Source organism: Chryseobacterium sp. MYb328, from assembly GCF_037572595.1.
Lineage (GTDB): Bacteria > Bacteroidota > Bacteroidia > Flavobacteriales > Weeksellaceae > Chryseobacterium > Chryseobacterium pennae.
Map to the genome: position 1 here is coordinate 135,486 of NZ_JBBGZQ010000007.1, position 20,487 is coordinate 155,972.

The 20,487-nt window shown below is 34.1% G+C and carries 23 protein-coding genes and 1 tRNA gene; 9 read left to right on the forward strand and 15 right to left on the reverse strand.

Translation table 11 applies throughout. From position 1 onward, the window contains the following. Positions 1 to 56: 56 nt before the first annotated feature. A complete protein-coding gene (locus tag WH267_RS09525) occupies positions 57 to 1,868 on the reverse strand; it encodes a TonB-dependent receptor plug domain-containing protein (protein ID WP_340007705.1) in 1,812 nt (603 codons plus the stop codon). Between the two features lie 488 nt (positions 1,869 to 2,356). On the opposite strand from WH267_RS09525, the gene WH267_RS09530 reads away from it, so the two are divergent. From WH267_RS09530 to WH267_RS09555, 6 genes are all read left to right on the forward strand, one after another. Then, the gene (locus WH267_RS09530; RefSeq protein ID WP_340007707.1) at positions 2,357 to 2,497 is read left to right on the forward strand and encodes a hypothetical protein; all 141 of its coding nucleotides are present in this window, start codon (positions 2,357 to 2,359) and stop codon (positions 2,495 to 2,497) included. A 7-nt stretch (positions 2,498 to 2,504) separates the two neighbouring features. Then, the gene (gene uvrA / locus WH267_RS09535; protein ID WP_340007708.1) at positions 2,505 to 5,297 is read left to right on the forward strand and encodes an excinuclease ABC subunit UvrA; all 2,793 of its coding nucleotides are present in this window, start codon (positions 2,505 to 2,507) and stop codon (positions 5,295 to 5,297) included. Between the two features lie 394 nt (positions 5,298 to 5,691). Continuing rightward, positions 5,692 to 6,465, forward strand: a complete 774-nt coding sequence (locus WH267_RS09540) for an alpha/beta hydrolase family protein (RefSeq protein ID WP_340007710.1) — start codon at positions 5,692 to 5,694, stop codon at positions 6,463 to 6,465. A gap of 462 nt (positions 6,466 to 6,927) precedes the next feature. Beyond that, positions 6,928 to 7,002: transfer RNA gene (locus tag WH267_RS09545), tRNA-Arg, on the forward strand. Between the two features lie 260 nt (positions 7,003 to 7,262). Continuing rightward, complete coding sequence (locus WH267_RS09550) at positions 7,263 to 8,318, forward strand: ATP-grasp domain-containing protein (RefSeq protein ID WP_340007712.1); 1,056 nt, start codon at positions 7,263 to 7,265, stop codon at positions 8,316 to 8,318. Between the two features lie 70 nt (positions 8,319 to 8,388). Further along, complete coding sequence (locus tag WH267_RS09555; protein ID WP_340007714.1) at positions 8,389 to 8,571, forward strand: hypothetical protein; 183 nt, start codon at positions 8,389 to 8,391, stop codon at positions 8,569 to 8,571. A gap of 90 nt (positions 8,572 to 8,661) precedes the next feature. Here the strand turns inward: WH267_RS09555 and WH267_RS09560 are convergent, their stop codons facing one another. From WH267_RS09560 to WH267_RS09570, 3 genes are all read right to left on the reverse strand, one after another. Then, the gene (locus tag WH267_RS09560) at positions 8,662 to 9,402 is read right to left on the reverse strand and encodes an SDR family oxidoreductase (RefSeq protein ID WP_340007716.1); all 741 of its coding nucleotides are present in this window, start codon (positions 9,400 to 9,402) and stop codon (positions 8,662 to 8,664) included. A gap of 77 nt (positions 9,403 to 9,479) precedes the next feature. Continuing rightward, positions 9,480 to 10,046 carry a Crp/Fnr family transcriptional regulator gene (locus WH267_RS09565; RefSeq protein WP_340007718.1) on the reverse strand — a complete coding sequence of 189 codons (567 nt, stop codon included), beginning with the start codon at positions 10,044 to 10,046 and terminating at the stop codon, positions 9,480 to 9,482. Positions 10,047 to 10,482: 436 nt separating this feature from the next. Beyond that, a complete protein-coding gene (locus WH267_RS09570; RefSeq protein ID WP_340007720.1) occupies positions 10,483 to 11,361 on the reverse strand; it encodes a phosphatidylserine decarboxylase in 879 nt (292 codons plus the stop codon). A 417-nt stretch (positions 11,362 to 11,778) separates the two neighbouring features. Here WH267_RS09570 and WH267_RS09575 point away from each other — a divergent pair, with 417 nt between their 5' ends. Next, positions 11,779 to 12,147 carry a hypothetical protein gene (locus WH267_RS09575; RefSeq protein WP_340007722.1) on the forward strand — a complete coding sequence of 123 codons (369 nt, stop codon included), beginning with the start codon at positions 11,779 to 11,781 and terminating at the stop codon, positions 12,145 to 12,147. Positions 12,148 to 12,263: 116 nt separating this feature from the next. Here WH267_RS09575 and WH267_RS09580 read toward each other — a convergent pair whose 3' ends face one another. The 7 genes from WH267_RS09580 to WH267_RS09610 form a co-directional block, all read right to left on the reverse strand. Beyond that, positions 12,264 to 12,545 (reverse strand): hypothetical protein, encoded by a 282-nt coding sequence (locus tag WH267_RS09580; RefSeq protein WP_340007724.1) that lies wholly within the window; start codon positions 12,543 to 12,545, stop codon positions 12,264 to 12,266. A 238-nt stretch (positions 12,546 to 12,783) separates the two neighbouring features. Further along, the gene (locus tag WH267_RS09585; protein WP_340007726.1) at positions 12,784 to 13,086 is read right to left on the reverse strand and encodes a thioredoxin family protein; all 303 of its coding nucleotides are present in this window, start codon (positions 13,084 to 13,086) and stop codon (positions 12,784 to 12,786) included. A 28-nt stretch (positions 13,087 to 13,114) separates the two neighbouring features. Beyond that, on the reverse strand, positions 13,115 to 13,507 hold the full coding sequence (locus tag WH267_RS09590) for an OsmC family protein (protein ID WP_340007728.1): 393 nt from the start codon (positions 13,505 to 13,507) through the stop codon (positions 13,115 to 13,117). Between the two features lie 15 nt (positions 13,508 to 13,522). Beyond that, positions 13,523 to 14,086 carry a thioredoxin family protein gene (locus WH267_RS09595; RefSeq protein ID WP_340007730.1) on the reverse strand — a complete coding sequence of 188 codons (564 nt, stop codon included), beginning with the start codon at positions 14,084 to 14,086 and terminating at the stop codon, positions 13,523 to 13,525. A 2-nt stretch (positions 14,087 to 14,088) separates the two neighbouring features. Beyond that, positions 14,089 to 15,129 carry an NAD(P)-dependent alcohol dehydrogenase gene (locus tag WH267_RS09600; RefSeq protein ID WP_340007732.1) on the reverse strand — a complete coding sequence of 347 codons (1,041 nt, stop codon included), beginning with the start codon at positions 15,127 to 15,129 and terminating at the stop codon, positions 14,089 to 14,091. Between the two features lie 54 nt (positions 15,130 to 15,183). Next, positions 15,184 to 15,471: a hypothetical protein gene (locus tag WH267_RS09605; RefSeq protein ID WP_340007734.1), complete on the reverse strand. Its 288-nt coding sequence runs from the start codon at positions 15,469 to 15,471 to the stop codon at positions 15,184 to 15,186. A gap of 79 nt (positions 15,472 to 15,550) precedes the next feature. Then, positions 15,551 to 16,447: an AraC family transcriptional regulator gene (locus WH267_RS09610; RefSeq protein ID WP_340007736.1), complete on the reverse strand. Its 897-nt coding sequence runs from the start codon at positions 16,445 to 16,447 to the stop codon at positions 15,551 to 15,553. Positions 16,448 to 16,611: 164 nt separating this feature from the next. Here WH267_RS09610 and WH267_RS09615 point away from each other — a divergent pair, with 164 nt between their 5' ends. Beyond that, positions 16,612 to 17,016 (forward strand): FAD-dependent oxidoreductase, encoded by a 405-nt coding sequence (locus WH267_RS09615; RefSeq protein WP_340007738.1) that lies wholly within the window; start codon positions 16,612 to 16,614, stop codon positions 17,014 to 17,016. A gap of 41 nt (positions 17,017 to 17,057) precedes the next feature. Further along, a complete protein-coding gene (locus tag WH267_RS09620) occupies positions 17,058 to 17,669 on the forward strand; it encodes a flavin monoamine oxidase family protein (RefSeq protein ID WP_340007811.1) in 612 nt (203 codons plus the stop codon). Positions 17,670 to 17,776: 107 nt separating this feature from the next. On the opposite strand, the gene WH267_RS09625 is transcribed toward WH267_RS09620, so the two are convergent. From WH267_RS09625 to WH267_RS09640, 4 genes are read right to left on the reverse strand one after another with little or no spacing between them, the layout of a single operon-like run. Next, positions 17,777 to 18,232 (reverse strand): DsrE family protein, encoded by a 456-nt coding sequence (locus WH267_RS09625; RefSeq protein ID WP_340007740.1) that lies wholly within the window; start codon positions 18,230 to 18,232, stop codon positions 17,777 to 17,779. Position 18,233: 1 nt separating this feature from the next. Continuing rightward, positions 18,234 to 18,830: a TlpA family protein disulfide reductase gene (locus WH267_RS09630; RefSeq protein ID WP_340007742.1), complete on the reverse strand. Its 597-nt coding sequence runs from the start codon at positions 18,828 to 18,830 to the stop codon at positions 18,234 to 18,236. A 5-nt stretch (positions 18,831 to 18,835) separates the two neighbouring features. Next, positions 18,836 to 19,372, reverse strand: coding sequence for a TlpA family protein disulfide reductase (locus WH267_RS09635; protein WP_340007744.1), 537 nt, complete (start codon positions 19,370 to 19,372; stop codon positions 18,836 to 18,838). Positions 19,373 to 19,387: 15 nt separating this feature from the next. Continuing rightward, positions 19,388 to 20,485: an efflux RND transporter periplasmic adaptor subunit gene (locus tag WH267_RS09640; RefSeq protein WP_123319276.1), complete on the reverse strand. Its 1,098-nt coding sequence runs from the start codon at positions 20,483 to 20,485 to the stop codon at positions 19,388 to 19,390. Between the last annotated feature and the right edge of the window lie 2 nt (positions 20,486 to 20,487).

Consider the following 20,487-nt stretch of genomic DNA (forward strand, 5'->3'; position numbering starts at 1 on the left):
ATGTAATTTTTTTAACAATTTATTAATATTAACTTTCATTAATATTGAATTAACACTTACTTCATATTAATTGTATATGAAAAACCAATATGGAACCATCTTTGTGGCATTTCCACTCCAAAAGCTTCCGTATATTTCGTATTGGTAATATTATTTACCAGAACATAAACAGAATAGTCTTTTCTGCTAAAGCTTAATTTATCATCCACAAGCTGATAGCTGCCTAAACTCTGTCTCTGATTGTATCGATAAACAACCTCATTCGTGAAAGAACCAAGGAATTTTGTTTCCATTTTACCGATGAACTGGTGTCTCAGATTATCCATAATATATTTTGAAACAAATTCATTGGATTTCTGAAACTTACCATCAATATAGGTATACCCTGCCATCAGCTTCAGCCAATTGTTCATTTTGTAGTTTACTTCTGCTTCTATTCCTTTGATTTTAATGTTCCCCACATTTTCGGCAGCCCATGTCTTATCATTGATATCTTTTTTAACCCAATCAATAGAATTCTTTGAATCTCTCAAAAACCCACTGATTTTAGCTAAAATCTTTTGATCCTGATATTGGTATCCCACCTCGGATGAAACGCCATTTTCAGGCAGCAGATTCGGGTTTCCGCGCTCCTGTGGACTTACATAATAAAGATCTGTAAAAGTAGGTATACGGTGTACTTTTGCAATATTTCCGTATATTTTATTGTTAGGATTGAAATTATAACCTACATCCAGTCCCGGATAAAAGAAATTTCCTTCCTTAGAATAATTAGCCCACGAGATTCCTGGGGTAATGTTCAGTTTTTTATCTAATAAAGAAAAATGGTGTTCAAAGAAAACCTGGGAAACAAAACGGTTCGGATTTCCTAAATTGCTGCTCACCAAAAATTCCTTTCTCAGTTCTACACCTACTCCGGTAGTTCCCAATCCCCACTGATAACTGGAATTCACTTCACCACCCACATTATTTCCTATATGCATATTCCTATAACCCTTAGGATTCTGTCTGGTATAAAGATACATGTCCTGCCCTCTTCTCCAGTATATGTTAGAATTAATCTTTAGCTTTCCGAATGTCTGCTGATGAGCAATACTCACAATAGAAGCCTGCATTTCTTCATACTGGTCTACAGCATTTTTGGAAGCATAAAATCCATTAGCACCGAATTTTTTTTCTGAAAAACCGGCCTGAAGTCTCAGATCTCCGTTTTTAATATTCAGTTTTCCCTGATAGAATACGTTTCTGATCTCGTAATCGGTATTATACATATACCCTTCTGATCCTGAAGTATTGGCCTGAAGGGTATTCGCAAATTTCTCATTTCCCAGCTGAGCATTAAAGCCTAAACCATAGGAACCATAATCACCGCCTTCAGCACTTATTTTAACCTTCTTCCCTATTCCGGGCTTAGTAATCACATTAATGACGCCTGCATAAGCATTTTGCCCAAAACGTCTTGCTGCAGGACCTTTTATAATCTCAATTTTTTCCACATCTTCCAGATCTACCGGAATGTTCATGGAATTGTGACCTGTTTGAGAATCATTGATTCTTACTCCGTTCAATAATAACAGAACCTGTTCAAAGGAACTTCCACGGAAACTGATATCACTCTGAACTCCATTGGATCCTCTCCTTCTGATATCCATACCCGGAACCTGCTGAAGAATTTCATCAATACTTTTAGATGGAGCATTGGCAATATCTTCTTTTGTAATAACAGTGATATTCTGGTTAGCACTTTTATAAGGTGTGGAGATAAATTTCCCCTGAAATTCTATGTTTTCAATATCTGTAGTCTTTTCCTGTGCCTGTGCCCAAAGCAGAAATCCCAGAAAAAAAACACTTCCTATCTTTTTGATCATAATCGTTTCCGTAGTTTCTTTTAACAAGGATCAAAAGTAAGGGAGTTCATGAAGACAGGCAAATGATACTTGTCATAAAAAAGACGCGGCTGAATGCTGCGTCTATGTTTTTTGTGAGGGGTAATTCTATCTTTTTCTCATTAAATGTGTAACTAGATCTCTGAATAATTTTCTCATTTCTATATTACATATTTATGAATACAATTTTAAATAATTTTAAAACATAAAACAATACCTGAATAAAAAAACATATTAAAGCAGGTGAAACTGTTTGAAATTCAATAAAAATAAAAGGTAAATACAGAATAATTCCACAAAAAACTTCTTAAATATTCTTTTTTGGAGTACAATATTGTGGTATCAAAACACCAATTTTTGTTTTTTTATATACAATTTTAGTCATAGGAAAAGCTTATAATTTTCGCTAAAAATTTCGTAATTTTGTGGGTCTTAATTTTTCGACAGAAGTCTTCTTTTTCAACTGCATTTTGAGCAGCATTTCTAATGCCTTGCCTCTGGCTGATGAATCAGAAAACAAATTTGAAAGTTCAATTGATGACATCCGGAATGTTCCGGAAACACCATTAGACTGGCTGCTTACAACGCTGTACAGTTGCTTTTATGAATAAACAAAATATGGCTGATACTACAGAAATAGATATTAAAAAACAGATTTTCGTTAAGAATGCTCATCTTAACAATCTGAAACATATAGATGTCCTGATCCCAAAAAATAAATTGATTGTTATTACAGGAGTATCAGGAAGTGGAAAGTCATCCCTGGCTTTTGATACCATCTATGCAGAAGGACAAAGAAGATATGTAGAAAGTTTGAGCTCTTATGCCCGCCAGTTCCTGGGAAAATTAGAAAAGCCTAAAGTGGATGATATTAAAGGGCTTGCACCATCTATTGCCATCCAACAGAAAGTAATTTCATCCAATCCACGTTCTACCGTAGGAACCTCTACGGAGATCTATGATTATATGAAGCTTTTATTTGCAAGGATCGGGAAAACATTTTCTCCTGTTTCCGGAGAAGAAGTAAAAAAAGATTCAGTTTCCGATGTGGTTGATTTTATTAAAGCCTCTAAAAAAGATACTTCCTTTTTATTGACCGCTCCTCTGGAATATGATGCTGACAATTTTAAGGAAACCTTAAATATTTTAAAACTGGCAGGTTTTACAAGACTTGAGATCAATGGAAATGTAGCTGGAATTGAAGATCTTGAAAGTTTTGGATTTGCTCCGGAAAAAGGCATGAAGATCAATCTTGTGATCGACCGTTTTTCATACGAGGAAGATGAGAGCTTTTTACAGCGACTGGCAGATTCTATTCAGATGGCATTTTATGAAGGCCGCGGCTACTGTTCTCTAAAAAATACAGATACCGAAAAGGTAAAAGAATTTTCCAATAAATTTGAATTGGACGGTATGGAATTCCTTGAACCGAATGTCCATTTTTTCAGTTTCAATAATCCGTATGGAGCTTGCCCTGCCTGCGAAGGTTACGGAAAAGTAATCGGAATAGATGAAGATCTTGTGGTTCCTAATAAAACATTATCCATCTACGAAGACGCTGTCGTCTGCTGGAGGGGAGAAACCATGAGCGAATGGAAAAAAGATTTTATCAAAAAGGCCGGGGACTTCCCTATTCATAAGCCTTACCATCAATTGACCAAAGAACAGAAAAATTTCCTTTGGAAAGGTGATGGTAAAAGTAATTTCCCATGTCTCAACAATTTCTTCAAAATGCTTGAAGAAAATCTTTATAAAATTCAGTACAGGGTGATGCTTTCCCGTTACAGAGGAAAAACGCTTTGTCCAACGTGTGAAGGACTGAGACTGCGTGAAGAAACAGGCTGGGTAAAAGTAGACGGATATAATATTCAGTCCATGATTGAACTTCCTTTAGATGAACTGTCACCACTAATCAACAGTTTACAACTGTCTGATCACGATAAGGAAGTTGCCAAGAGACTATTGTACGAAATTACAACCCGCCTGGAGTTTTTATTAAAAGTAGGTTTAGGATATTTAACATTAAACAGAACCTCCAATACCCTTTCCGGAGGGGAAAGTCAGAGGATTAACCTGGCCACCAGTCTGGGAAGTTCTTTGGTAGGTTCCATTTATATATTAGATGAGCCTTCCATTGGATTGCATTCCAAGGATACGGAAAACCTCATCGGAGTATTAAAAAATCTTCGTGACCTGGGAAATACTGTCATTGTGGTGGAACATGATGAAGATGTCATGCGTGCTGCAGATTATATTATTGATATCGGCCCGGAAGCAGGTTATCTGGGAGGAGAACTTGTATTTGCAGGAGATTATAAAGATCTTAAAAAAGCCAATACCCTTACTTCAGAATACCTTACAGGAAGACTGGAAATAGAAGTTCCGAAGAAACGTAGAAAAGCAAAAGAATGGATTCACATTAAAGGAGCACGCCAAAATAACCTTAAAAACATTGATGTAGATCTTCCTTTGGAAAGTCTGGTTGTTATTTCAGGAGTTTCAGGAAGTGGAAAGTCAACTCTGATGAAGGAAATCCTTACCAATGACATTCAGATCCAGCTGGGAATGGGTGGTAAAAAAGGAGATTATGATTCTGTAGAATTCCCGAAGAAACTTATTAAAAATATTGAACTGATTGATCAAAATCCAATAGGAAAATCGTCACGTTCAAACCCTGTAACCTATCTGAAAGCTTATGATGACATCCGTGATCTTTTTGCCAAGCAGAAAGTGGCTAAAATGATGGGCTACAAACCGAAACACTTCTCTTTCAACGTAGATGGCGGAAGATGTGATGAATGTAAGGGTGAAGGAGTGATCAATGTTTCCATGCAGTTTATGGCTGATATTGAACTTGAATGTGAAGTTTGTAAAGGAACCCGATTCAAAAGTGAAATTCTTGAAGTAAAGTTTGATGAAAAAAGTATCTCAGACATTCTTCACATGACTGTAGATGAAGCGTTGGAATTCTTTAAAGATAATAATGAAGAAAAGATCGTTACCAAACTGAGACCTTTACAGGAAGTCGGATTGGGCTACTTACAGTTAGGACAAAGCTCTTCTACCCTTTCCGGTGGTGAGGCACAGCGTGTGAAACTGGCTTCATTCCTTGTAAAAGGGGTTACTACAGATAAAACATTATTTATCTTCGATGAACCTTCTACAGGTCTCCATTTCCACGATATTCAAAAGCTGTTGAAATCATTACAGGCACTGATAGACCTTGGACATTCGGTGATTGTTATTGAACACCAGCCGGATATTATCAAATGTGCAGACTATATCATTGATATTGGTCCGGAAGCCGGAAAATATGGTGGTGAGGTTGTTTTTGCCGGAACTCCTGAAGATCTGACGAAAAATAAAAAATCTTATACTGCAAAATACATCAAGGAAAAACTTGAACAATAAATACAGACAGAGAGCCGTTGAGCTCTCTGTTTTGATTTTAAGGCTCGGGAATTAAATGTATTCTTTATTTGTAACGAATGCACGAATATTTTTAGCGGCTTTTATATTATGGGCTTGTATAAAAGCCCTATTTATACTATAAATTAAATTATTTTTTAAATCATACAGGCAGATAAGTTTTATGTATAATAAATAAGAATATTCATGAATTCGTGACGATCTTTTGGCAAATAAATTCTTTCTACTTATAGCATCAAAAGCCAGAATTACCTGACATTTCTGTGTATTTCAAAATGAATACGATCATTATAGATGAAAAGTTTTATCTTAGAAAAAAGAAAACCACTGCTTTTTTTTAATCAAAATCTATAGAAACTATATAGCCTGTTTTAAGATGAAATATATCAAAAGCTTCATTCCCTTATCCTCTCTTTTATTCCTTCTCAACTGCTCTGTAAAGAAAAATATAACTTCAAATAATGAATATGAAGTGAATCGGGATACATTAACTTTACTTGACCCAAGCAGAAACCGTAAGATTCCGGTGGCATATTATCTGCCTAAAACCAATAAGAAAATTCAGAATCAGCAAGTGATTATCTTTAATCATGGGTATGGCTTCAATAAAGGTGGAGATTATTTTGTGTATTCTTATTTAACGGAAAAGCTGGCTTCAAAAGGGTATTTCACAGTGAGTATTCAGCATGAGCAGACCACAGACGCTCCCCTGCCTGTGGAAGGCAACCTCCAAATGGTAAGAAGACCTTTCTGGCAAAATGGGTCCGACAATATATTATATGTATTGAATGAGCTTAAAAAAACAAAACCGAATCTGGATTATAAGCACCTGACTTTAATTGGGCATTCCAATGGTGGCGATATGGTGGCTTTATTTGGAAATCAGCACCCTAATCTGGTTTATAAAATCATTGCGATGGATAACCGGAGGATGTTCCTTCCGAGGACAAGTATACCTAAAATCTATTCGTTACGTTCCAATGATTATCCTGCTGATGAAGGGGTTTTACCTACAGAAGAAGAACAGAAAAAATATCACATGACGATACAGCCAACCACTATCAATCATAGTCATATGGATAATAAAGGCAGTGATGAAGAGAAGAAAATATTGAATGATTTTGTGATGAAATACCTGAATGAACAGTAATTGTAGAGATTTCTTTTCTTCTGAAAGAATAATGAGAGAACAATCCCAGACTTATCCACAACAAATTGTGGATAACTTGTGAATTTTAACATTAAATTCACATTTCGTATTAAAAATATTACTACATTTACTATGTAATAAACATCGAAGTGGAAACTTTATTTGCTTTTCTTACTACTCTTGAAATTGCAATTAAATTTGAAATAAAAATTTAAGCACAGCATTGTCGGCTGTGCTTTTTTATTGTTGTCTAATTAAAAAAATGAGATGTCTTATCTACTGAATCTGCCTCTAAAGGGCAGATTCTTTTATTCTAGAGATTCCAAATACCAAAAGCCACCCACCTATTCAATCTCAAAATCTTAAAAAAACACATACAAACATTTGTATAATGTATGATGGAAAACTAACGTATTGATTTAAAATACATACAAGAATAATTTGTATTTTTATTTTTCAAAAGGCCTTATAGTTCAATGGATAGAACAAAAGTTTCCTAAACTTTAGATCCAAGTTCGATTCTTGGTAGGGTTACCAGCAAAATTCAAAGGCTTTTTTGATCGGGCATTCTTACCCGGTATCACTTATGATGTCGATGAAAATAAAGTACCGTTCGGAATGTTGGACGGTCTATTAAAAGTTAAGCTGTCTGGCAGCTTTTCCAGCATAAATTTATTTAAAACTTTAATTATCCATTTTGACAACTTAAAAATGTCTTAAATTTTAAATAACTCATCCATTAGTACTGTTAGAGTTAATAAATTTGTATCAGTATTTATACACTATAAATAACCAAGATGAGTAAAAATGTTGCAATCTTATACCAGGCACAGGATCCACCTGTGATAGATGGTATTAAAAAACCTATGAAACCAAGCGGATATTCTGACAGCGGAGCCGATATTGCATACTCTTTGCGTAATTCGGGCATTAATGTCATCACGTCTGTTGAGAATCCAAAGGTAGAAAATGATCTTGACTGGGTTTTCCCCGATACTAAAGAAGGTATTGAGAAAGCGATAGAAAAAGGAGCTAATATATTGTGGTTGAATACAGTCCTCTTTACACATCATCCAATCGAAAAGTTTATTTCTGAAGGTATTTCGGTTGTTGGACAAATACCTGCAGATGCAGAGAAATTTGATGACAAATGGCAAACCAATATCTTACTAAGAGAACATCAAATAGCAATTCCAAAATCTATACTGATTACGCAAGACAATTATAATGATTTTGCTTTAGCCTTTCCTTTCCCTGTAGTTACAAAACCTATCCGCGGAAGAGGAAGCCAGGGAGTTTCTCGCGTGAATGATGAACCTTCATTAAGCTTAGTTATCAAAAATATGTTTGATACTCATCAGTATGGTAATGCTTTATATTTAGAAGAGTTTCTTCAAGGTGAAGAAATCACTATTACAGTTATGCCACCTGGAGAATATTTAATCAATAATAAAACTATAATAAAAGATAGGCACTGGTCTCTTCCGCCAGTGAAAAGATTCAATCACCAAAATGGGATTGCCCCATACAACGGAACTGTAGCAGTAATTAATAACAGTGCTGTTTTGACTGACATAGAAATAAATACGACAACGATTCAAAAAGCAATCTTAGAATGTGAAAAAGCAGCAGGTATCGTCTGTGCAAAAGCACCTATACGTATTGATTGCAGGGCAAATTCCAACGGGGACTTTCTTTTATTTGATTTAAATATGAAACCTAATATGACAGGTCCCTCTCGTCCCCAAAGGCAAGATCAGGATAGTTTGACAGCTATTGCTGCAAGAAAAATAGGTTGGACTTTCGATGATTTGATTTTAAATATGCTGAATCAAAAATGGAGTATTTCATAATTTAGAATCACCAAAAGTGTTTTTTATTATCTAAAAAAGTCTTTTTCATTTAATCATATGACAAAAATTTATGAAAAATTTTCTATATACTTTACTCTATTTTTTTTCTGACAAGCTGTGTTTCACAAAAAAATGGCTTGATACTCATCATTATAATAATGAATTTCACGTTTATAAAGGAATGGGACATTCTATTTCCGGAGTGGAAGTTCAAGAATTGGTATCTTTTATTAAGAAAAAGATAAACAGTTAAGATTGTAAATTAAAGTATATCAAGATCAATAGTTTGAAATGCAAAAAAGTCGTCTGGCCCTCAGGTAAGGCGACTTTTTTTTATTATTTGTTACCAAGGAATTTCGCCTGTTTCCGGATTTAATTCCTCACTGATGAATTTACCTGTCACTCCCTCTCTATCTAATAAAGCGTACTTTACTATTCTTTGTCCTGCAATCTCAACATCTCCGCCAAAAAATTTAGTATGATCGGTTTTTGTAAGGCCCGGACAAATAGCATTTACTTTAAATGGTGTATCACGAAGTTCATATGCTAAATGTATAGTATACATATTCAAAGCCGATTTAGAAGAAGAATATGCACAAAAAGCTTTATAGCCGTAGTTTGGAGAATTAGGGTCGCTATGAAGAGCTAAAGAGCCCATATTTGAACTTACATTTACGATACGTGGCTCCTGCGATTTTTTTAATATGTCAACGAATGCGGTTGTTACTCGCACTACTCCATATACATTGGTTTCGTAGATCTTTTTGAAATTCTCTATGCTTGCTGCTTTCGCATCTTCTGCAATACCATCAGCATTAATTCCCGCATTATTAATTAATATATCCAAAACATCGGTTTTCTTACCGATTTCAATTCGTGCATTTCTCACCGAATCATCATCAGTAACGTCGAGCTGAATTGCCTCGGCATTAACTAATCCTTCAGAAGCAAGCTTTTCAACAGCTTGTTTACCGTTTTCTAAATTTCTACTACCAATGTAAACATAAAATCCTTTTTGCAGTAACTGTCTGGCAGTTTCCAACCCAATACCTTTGTTTGCTCCTGTTATAAATGCTGATTTCATTTTCTTTATTTTAAAATTACCATACAAAGATGAATCTATTGGAAATAAAGATATTTACCATTTGGTAAAAAGTGATTTTAGCGAATATTTTTTCGTATTCTGCTCAATGATTGTTGAGTAACTCCCAAATATGATGCAATATGAGAAAGAGCAACACGGTTAACAAGGGATGGATAATTATCTAAAAATTCCAGATAGCGTGACGTAGCATCATCTGAAATCATAGGATTCTTATTAAATAATTGGTACATACATTTTTGAATCATTTTGTTTTTTATGTTATCCCAGCCAATGATTGTTAAAGACAATTCGTCCCAAAGTTGTTTTGAAAATACGATAAGCTTACAATCAGTACTTGCTTGCAAGTATGCAACAGATTCCGAACTTGATTCAAAGCTTGCATAATCAACAACTAAATTATTTTCCGGTATAAAGCACCTTGTAATTTCTTCACCCTTATTGTTGTAATAACAACCTCGAACAACTCCTTCCACAATAAATCCGACTTGTTTTGAAATGCTTCCCGCTTCCGAAAAGTATTCATCTCTGCGAAGTTCAACTTCTATGACTTTATCTGTGATAAGATTAATTTGCTGTTGGTTTAAAGTTCCAAATAGCAATATGTATTCTATCAGTTCTTTCATGGTTGCAAAATAATAAAATGACTTTGTTTATAATTTACCATTTGGTAAAAGAAGTATTGGATTTTAAATATCAATTCCTTACAATGTTAAGAGACAGGCGAATTTAAAGCAATTTCTCCTACATTTAGGATTAAATACTATTGAGAGTGATGATGGGATAGAATCTCTATTTCTATTAATACTAGAGCTGATTATTATAAATTCGTAAAGCAAAATTAGTAGAAACCTTAACTATAAAAAAATATTATATCAAAATGAGCTTTACAATTCTTGTCTAAGTTGGCTCAATCGAACCAAATCATCAATAAAAGTGATTGAAGATACTCTCGTCTTAGCAAAAACAGTCAAAGGGCGCCTTTTTTTATCAAAACTTCATTTACAATATTATAACGATCAAGACTAGATAATACCTATCCTTGGAGACCATGTAAAAAATTTACAGAGCAATTCTTTCCCCCATTTTAACATAGGTTTCAAATCCCTTTTTTGTATTTTGAATAATATCTTGATCGATCGTTATATGATCTTTTTCTATAAGCATCACGATTGTTGACCCTCCAAATGCAAAATATCCCATCTCCTGCCCTTTTGAGATTTTTGTGTATGGGTCAAAAGTATTCATAATACTTCCAAACATGGTTGCTCCCACAGCAGAAATCAGTATTTGACCTTTCTGAGCTGTTGACAAAATGGTATATTCCCTTTTATTTTCGCAAAAAACTCTTCCAAAATCTTTAATTAAGGCATACGGTGATACTGACATGTAATGTCCTTTTATCTTTACAGGTTCCGATGGGATTCCGTCATAGGGAAAATGAAAGCGGTGATAATCATTAGGAGCAAGCCTTAAAATAAAAATAGATGAGTTTTCAAAAGAGCATGCTAATTCCTTATTTCTAAGAAAACCTTCTAATGTAAAAGGCTGTCCTTTGATATAGAATTCACGTATATCTGCCACGTTTTCAAAAGCAATGATTTTCCCATCGCCTGGAGAGACAAGCCCATCTTCAATAGTTCGTGCTCCTGTTTTCAGCCTTCTGAAAATAAAATCATTGAACGAGGAAAAGTCATCCATATCTTTTTCGGACTCAGACATATCAATTTTCAGTGTATCTACAAAACTTTTAATCTTCTTTACAGATGATTTTTTATACATTTTTCTGCCATACCAATCCGAAACAATTTTTTGCTTAACCAATGGAAGAATAGCTGTTCTGCCGAAAGGATGATGGTATAAAAATTTAAGCATCTTTTCTGCTGGTGGCACTTCACTTTGAATTTGTCCTGTTTTTCTTACAATATATTTTATTTCCATATTTATTTAGTCATTGTTTCTATTCGAAAACATGAATTTTGATACGTAAAATTAGCAATTATTATAAGTTAAGAGTAAGCTAGGGACCTCTAATGTATAAATTAAAGCATTGACTTAATGTTATTTACACATTCAGCACAAATTCTGACTTTTTATCAGGAATCCAAATTATGGTAATATTATGAATACTTGTGGTAACCTTACCCGTTTATTAGTGTAACCACTAAAACACAATATATTGTTTTACAACTACTTAAACAACAAAATCATTAATATTGAAAAATAGTTACTTAATGATGTAATGACCTTGTAATAGATAGCAGTCGGATTATTCAATAATTTTGTATTAACAAAATAGTAGGTTTTAAATAATATTTTTCACTTACTGAAACAGTTGAAATACTTTAAAATATTATAATGTTATTTATCAAATATAAAATTCCTGATACTTATAAAGAGCAGTTAGTAAAATACATAAAAGCCTTGAGCTTAATATTTTTGATGCTGGGATCTTCATTCTTTTTGAAAAACAAAGAAATTATACTTCCAGAAATGGCAGCATTATCCATTGGCTCTTTCATTTACTTGAAAGACGATTGGCGGAGAAAGCCGTGGCATCTATTCTACTTACCATCGATTACTGCAATAATTGGCTTTGGTATCAATGTTTTAGATATTTCAATGTTAATGAAGCTTATAATCTCCCTACTTCTGGTATTAACCGTTTTAAAAATTGCAAATAATTTCCTGGCTCCTGCACTTGCTACTGGACTGCTACCATCATAACCAACTGTACATCTTGGGAATTCTTAGCCTCCATTTTCTTTTTTACTTTTATTTTGGGTTTTTCTATTTTTATCAATAGAAAAAATAATACTGTAAATATTACCGACAAATCATCTTCAACGGAATCTTCTCATCTTATTATCTATCTTATTATTACCATAGTTTGGTTTATATTTTGCGATGCTTACAACCACATGGAAATGGCAGCAATACCTCCAATTATAGTCATCGCATTTGAGAACATGACTAAAGCTTCCTACACAATTACTGCGCTGATTATTCAGATTTTTGCTATGTCCGTGGCTTCGATGATCGGTTTTAATTGTTACAATTTTTTTAACCACCACATTATAATAAGTGCTGCAGCAAGCTTTATCCTTATCACCTTTTTCCTTCATTTGATAAATCTAAAATTACCGCCTGCGTACGCAATGGCAATTCTTCCAATGATACTTCACAAGCAAACACCGGTATATTTTACGACAAGGATATTAATAATGTCACTAACATTATTTACGGTAATTTATATTATAAAAAAGATAATTAAGACATATCAACTTAGAAAAATTAATATCAACTAATAATAAAAAGGCTGTCTAAATAGACAGCCTTGCAGAATCATAATAAAGGCAAAAATTAATCAGATATAAGCATATCACTTAAAATTTTAATTAAGGATTCTGATGAATAAATACCTGATTCTCTCCATTTCAATTCATTATTCTGAAATATCATTGTTGTCGGAACACTTCTGATCTGTAGTTGAGAAGCTAATTCGTGATTTTGATCAATATCGATTCTTTCATACTGAATCTGATCTCCTACAGCTTCTATAACTTCTTCCAACTGTGGTTTCATCATAATACAAGGCATACACCATGTCGCATGAAAATTAACTAATGTCGGTTTATCGGATTTTATAATCTCGTCTAAATTCATATCTAACAATTTATATTTTTATATTGTATTAGTTTCCGTAAATAAAATGGTAAGTTCTCTCGATTTCCGGATTCAAGCTGTTACCTACGGGACACATCTTTGTAGCAGCAGTCTCCAATACATGTTTTTGTTCATCAGAATAATCATCCTTTTGTATGTAACATTTTATATTAATTATTTTCAGCCTGCTCATGTCCGGCAAAGGTTCATAACTGATTTCAGTTCTTGCTTCAGAAAGGCTAAAGCCCGATTCACCTGCAATCTTATCCATAATATTCATCATACAACTTCCATAGCCCCCGATCAAAAAGTCAATAGGTCTGAATTTTTCTGAATCTGCGTTAAGCAATTCTGTATTCAAAGGTGATACAATCGCAGATTGATTGTTACCAAAATATTTTGTTTCAATAAATGTTTCCATTTTTTTTAATTGTTTTCATTTTAATAATTTGTTCAAAATTTCTGAGAGTTCTAAAATCAACGATCTGCCCTTATCTTCATTATACCAATTTTGTAAGGAGATTTTTGTGGTTTCAAAATCAGCATTCTTTGCTTTCATCTCATCCATTACTTTCTGTGCAGCATGGGGTCTTGGCCCCCAAACAAAAAGATCATCACCATGTATATTTTTGGCTATTAGTTTTGGAATACTCTTAGTATTATTGGTCAGATAATTATCGATAAGAAATGGTTCTGAATCCCGCTGCTGAATCTCATAAGTGATTAAAGTATTTTTTTCACTCATCTGGATTAAAAACGGGATAATATGAGCAGCATCACCGCACCACGGTTCAGTAATGATGATCCAGTGCTGAGACTCTGTGATATTTTCCAAAGCTGTCATAACAGTATCATCTAACCTAAGCTGCTTATCCCATCTTTTCGTGCGTGACCAATTGAGTTTTGTATAATTTAAATATTTTGCATCATCATAAGGGTACTCTGGATTTTCATTTTCCAACACTTTTGTAAAGAGCTGCTTATAATCGGTATAATTCATTATTATAGTTTTTGCATATCAATGGTAAATCGATACCTAACATCTCCTTTTATCATACGTTCAAAAGCGATATTAATTTCATTAGGTCTGATAAGTTCCACATCAGCCGTAATCTGATGCTTTGCACAGTAATAGAGCATTTCTTGGGTCTCTTCAATACCGCCGATAAATGACCCTGTAATTTTTCTGCGTTTCCCTGTAAGCGAATGTGCATGAAGTGTTGAAGGTTCGGGAGGAACCCCCAGCAGAATCATTATTCCATCCTTTTTCAGTAAATTCAGATACCTATTGTAGTCATGTTTTGCCGAAACAGCATCCACGATAAAGTCGAAGGTATTTACTAACGTTGTAAAATGCTCCTTATCAGAAGTATTAACAAAATGATGAGCTCCCAGCTTTTTTGCATCGTCCTCTTTAGCGGCAGAACTACTTAAAACGGTAACATCAGCCCCGAAAGACGTGGCAAATTTAACGGCCATATGTCCCAGACCTCCAAGGCCTAAGATCGCTACTTTATGTCCAGCAACAATTTGATTGTATTTCAATGACGAGTACGTTGTAATTCCTGCACAAAGAAGAGGAGCAGCTCCTGGTTGGTTTAAAGTTTCAGGAACACTTACGATATAATTTTCATTTACAACAATACAGTCAGAGTACCCTCCTTTTGTGAATGTACCATCTTGAAGTTTTCCATTCTGAGTAGGTGTAATACCATTTTCACAAAACTGTTGTTCCTGACCTATACAGCTTTGGCAATACCCGCAGGATAAAATAAAATATCCAACGCCTACCAATTCATTTTCTTTAAACTTTGATACTTTTTCTCCAATGCTTCGTATCCTGCCAACAATCTCGTGGCCAGGAACAAACGGATATTTTGTATTTCCGTATTCATTTTTACTTTGATGAAAGTCCGCATGACAAACACCACAATATATTATATCAATCAATACTTCATATTCTCCCGGATCCTTCCGTTCAAAAGAGTATAATTCTAAAGCTGACTCGTGAGTATGAGCAGCGTAACCTTTTGCTGAAATCATAATACGTTATTTTAAAAGTGCTGCCTTAAAAGACAGCACGTGTAAAACAAATGGTTAAAGAACACTGTAAATGTCAATGATAGGATCTGCTTTTAAATATGGTTTTAAAGCAACCACCACATCATTGTTGAAAAGATCAGTAGACAGATAGCCTTTGGCATCTTCCACCGAATCAAACCCATGAAGAACCTGAACCTTTTCTTCACTTATCAAAAGTTCTTTTGATTTCGCTCCTATTACTGTATCTAAAAAGGGAGCTTTGTACTGATTATAAACTCCTGCAGCACTTGGTCTGTCTGCATCATCGATCTTTAATGTGATCTCTAAATAAGCGTTTGCCATAATTAATTGTATTGGTAGGACAAAGGTCTCTATAATAACGTTTGTAAAAAATGGCAGTATAGGAATAGAAATGGTAATTTTACGAAATTGATTTTCTGAATTCTAAAGGAGACTGCTGACTGTGCCTTTTGAAGTATTTTACAAAATAGGAAGGATCTTCAAATCCGAGACGATAACCTACCTGTGCTACATTTAAAGTGGAATGTAACAATAGCCTTTTTGCTTCAAGTATAATTTTCTCCTGTATCATCTGTGATGGGGTTTTACCTAAAAAATGATTGGTGATGTCTAATAAAGTTCGGGTAGAAACAGACATAAGGTCGGCATATTCTGCAACAGTAAAACCTTTTTTGAAGTTTTCATCCAATATGGTCACAAATTTTAACAGTTGCAATCTTTTTTCATTTTGCGTAGGATCAATGTCCTGCTTGTCCTTACCAAATTCATTCTTACAACGCTGAACCTGTATGAGAAACATTTTAAGAACAGATCTTAGCAGTTCATTTTTTCCGAATGGATTAATATTCTGTAGTTCTTTTTTTATAATAGAAAGATAAACTTCCAGATCAGGAGTGATGTTATTTCCAATACAACAGGAAGGCTGCTGAAAGGGACTGTTAAACATATTGCATTTTAAAAAAAATTCCACTTCATCATCATTCTGTACAAGAAAAGATTCATTAAAGTGTAAAAGCACACCCTCATAATTGGGATTTTCATCAAAATAATGTACCTGATTTTTGGCAATAAAAAATATAGCATTATCATGAACATCATAAGCTTTAAAATCAACAAAATGTTTTCCGACCCCTTTCTTAAACCAAATAATCTGGTAAAAACTATGGATGTGCGGCTTGGTATTTTGGCAATTGTTTTTTTTCTGATATTCATTCAAATCATATACATTAAATTGTGGTTTTCCATTCTCTAATTCACTCAAATGATATTCATTAATTTCCTTTGCTTTTGTCCTCATATGATCGTTGATATTTTGTGTAAAACACAATGATCTAACATAATAGTTTCAACTATTAAAAATAAGTATTTAAAATAAATAAAAGTAAGCACGTTCCTAATATTACCATTTTTTTTCACATTTGTACCTTCATTAAAAAAGAGGATATTTCGAATTTTGTAATCATGCAAAAAGACAAAAAAATTGTTATTATCGGCGGTGGTTTATCCGCATTAACGACAGCTTACTATTTATCAAAGCACAATATAGATTCGGTAATTTTGGAAGCTTCACCAAGATTAGGTGGAAGAATCCAAACGGTTAAAGGACAGCTTGAAACTCCGTTGGAACTTGGAGCCACTTGGTTTTCCGAGATGCACACCCATCTTTTTTCATTGATTGAAGAGTTGGGATTAAAGAAGTATCCGCAATTTTCTAATGGAATTTCATTATTTCAAACAAAATCTTTTGAACCTCCTCAGAAATTTTTTGTTCCGGAATCTCAAACACCTTCTTATAGAATTGTGGGCGGAACACAAAAACTGATTGAGACTTTAGAAGAAACTTTACATAGGACCAAATACATCTGAATTGCAAGGTTACTGATATTGAAGAAGACGGAGACCAGCTCCTGGTTAAAACAGAAAATAACGATCAATTTATTGCCGATCAGGTCATCATTTCTATACCTCCACAGCTTGCTGGCAACTCAATTTCTTTCCCTCCTCACCTGCCTCATGAGATACAGACCCTGTTACCTACTGTTCAGACATGGATGTCAGGAGCCATCAAATTTGCAATAGAATATTCTGAACCATTTTGGCGTCAGGAAGGATTTTCAGGAATGCTTTACAGCCATGCCGGAATAATTGTTGAAATGTATGACCATACCAATTTTGAAGAGAGCAAGTTCGGTTTTACAGGGTTTCTAAATGGTGGATCAGCCTCATATTCTCAAGAAGTAAGAAAAGAATTTGCCTTAAAACAACTGGCCGACCTTTTGGGTGAAAAAGCATTACAACCTGTCAGCTATTATGATAAAGTATGGACTGATGAATATATCTTGGGCAGTAAACAGATGATCACCAGACCGCACCAAAACAATGGACACCCGCTCCTTCAGTTCGGATATCTAAATGACAAACTTTTCTTTTCTAATACAGAAACATCTCCTGAATTTTCGGGATACATGGAGGGAGCTGTGATTTCTGCAAAAAACACCAAAAACAATTTGATAAAGTAGACTAATGTATGATTAAGCGAAATACTTGCAATAAAATTAAAATGACAGTATCTAATATTACAAAAGAAAGCCTTTCGAGTGAAAGGCTTTTCTTATGATACAATATATTATGGCTTCACAATAGCCCAGCCTTCATACTTCCTAAGAATAATTTCACCGTTTCCGGAGGGTGTATAATGTATAAAATCATACAATTCCTCTTTGGAAATATGCCTTTCTTGTAAGGTATTCTCACATTGTAAAAAAATGACACCTTTCTCTTTAAGGGACAACAACTGAGATGAGTAAGCGTTATTTTTTTTGAAAATTTCTACTCCGCCCCCAAAAGCCAGTAAGACGATTTTAAGTTTACCTTTCAGGCGTGGATCTTCAAGAACGTTTCCAATGTTTCTGATGACAGCATACATTTTAGTCTTATCTGATTCGTTGATCACATACATTGCCTGATATGATTTTCGATTTGCTTTAGCGATTTTAAATTCTTCCATACTTGATTTTTGTGCATTGATTTTAACCGCAACCAATGCTAAAATCAGCATTGCTATTTTGATACCCTTTCTCATATTACTTTTTTAAAAGTTCATCAATCTTTTCATAAAAAGACTCCTTACTGTAATCAGCCAATCCCTGATGATGAAGTTGGATTTGTCCGCTTTTATCCAATACTACTGTTGTTGGAAGTGATCCACTAAAGTACTGATTGGGTATTTCACCATTGGGAACTAAAAAAGGAACGGTAAAACCTTTATCTTGAAGGTAGATTTTACCTAGTTCAGGATTATCATCCAAATTCACTGTTAGAAATACAATATCAGGATTTGTCTTATACTTTTCATAAAAAGACTGAATAGATGGAAACTCTGCCCGACAAGGCGGACACCACGATGCCCAGAAATTGATAAACACAACTTTACCCTTCAAATCTGTAGTATTAACAACTGTTCCATCTTCTTTTCTTACTGTAAAACTGATGTTTTCCTCCTCGCTAAAGATTGAATTCTCTTCTTTAGTTTCAGTAAATTTCGAATTCAGCACTCCGGTAGAAGCTACCTGACGCATTAGCCAGGCTTTTGCATCTTTATTCACAAGAAGTACAACAAATATCAAAACCAGTAAAGAAATAGACCAATTTTTCTTGATCCAGTTTTTCAAATTTTCCATAAGTTCTACTTTTCTAATAATTGTTTTAAGGCTTCATAAATTTTAGGATCATTAAAATCTGTCATTCCCTGAATATTTCCCTCCAATTGACCTTTTTTATTATAAATCAAAGTTGTAGGCACTACATTTTTAAACAAGTCTGGCGAAATAGTTTTTCCAACAACATACACAGATAGATCCAATTTTCGTTGCGCTATAAAATTTTTGGCTTTTTCCAAATCGCCTTCAATATTCAGCATTACAAAAACGATGTCTTTATCTTTAAGTTTTTTCTTAAGCTCGTTAATAGATCCCATTTCTTCTACACAAGGCCGACACCAAGTCGCCCAAAAATTGACAAAAACGACTTTACCTTTCAGATCGCTTAACGCTATTTTTTCTCTTTTTTCATTAACAAAAATAAGATCATCACCTGTTATGGATGATACTGTTTCTGAACTTCCATCATTATTTTTCAATTCGTTTTCATTCGCAAAAACGAAATTTTGAAAGAATATAAAACCAAAGATTAAGAATGTATTTAATTTTATTGTTTGTTTCATTGTGAAATATTTTTATTAATTAATTTTTCCTTCTTTAATTTCTTCTGAAGGTTTTTTAAGTACTTTATCATTAACCGACAGATCACCGAAAACTTCTGTCATATTTTCGGACGTAATTCCTTCTTTTACTGGAATCTTTTTGATTTCATTATCATTTAATGACAAAACAAAAACGCCCTGCTGTGACTGAATAATACTCTTTTCAGGTACAAAAAGTGTCTGAATATTTCTTTTAAGATTCAACTTTACCTGCGCATATTCTCCTCCTTTAAGCAGTGGATTATTTTCAACATCAAATTCTACCGTTAATGCCCTGTTCTCAGCGTCGATAAGGTGAGAATCACGAGAAAGATTTGCCGCAAAAGATTGCCCCGGAATCGAATTAACTGTAAAATTTATTTTTGTTGACTGACTGATTGAAGAAGCATACTTTTCCGGTACAGAGACGGTCAAACGAAGCTTTTCTTTTTGTGCAATTTTAAAAATAGGAATGCCTGTATTCGGTCCTGTTAAAGCTCCAGCTGAAAGATTTCTTTCCGTGATCACTCCATTAAATGGCGCTGTAATACGCAAGTATTCGTTCATTTGAGAACTCCTTCCCGCTCCTGCTTTAGACGATTCATAAGCTGATCTGGAACTTTCCATTAGGCTTTTAGCACGATCCAATTCAATATCAGCAACTGCCCCTTTGGTTTTTGCCGCATCCATTAATCTCTCATAAGCCTGTTTGTTATAAAGAAAGTCCGTGTACATCTTCTGTTGAGAAGATTTATCAGCAAGATAATCCTGATTCATTTCAGGAGCTTCAAGGATCGCTAATAACTGTCCTTTCTTTACCATTGATCCTCTATCCACATAGATTTTCTTTATAAAACCTTGAACTTTTGCAAATAGCTGAGCTGATTCATAAGGTTTCAGTTCGCCCGGAACTGAAATCGTAAAATCAGGATTCATTTCTTTGACATTTACAGTTTCATAGGAGACTTTTGGTTTATCTGATGACTTAGCCTGTTTTTCTATTTCCTGTTTTGAGCATCCGACAGATACTAAAAAAACAGAGGCAAAAAGACTTAATTTTATATACTTTAAATATTTGATTTCGTTTGTATTCATAA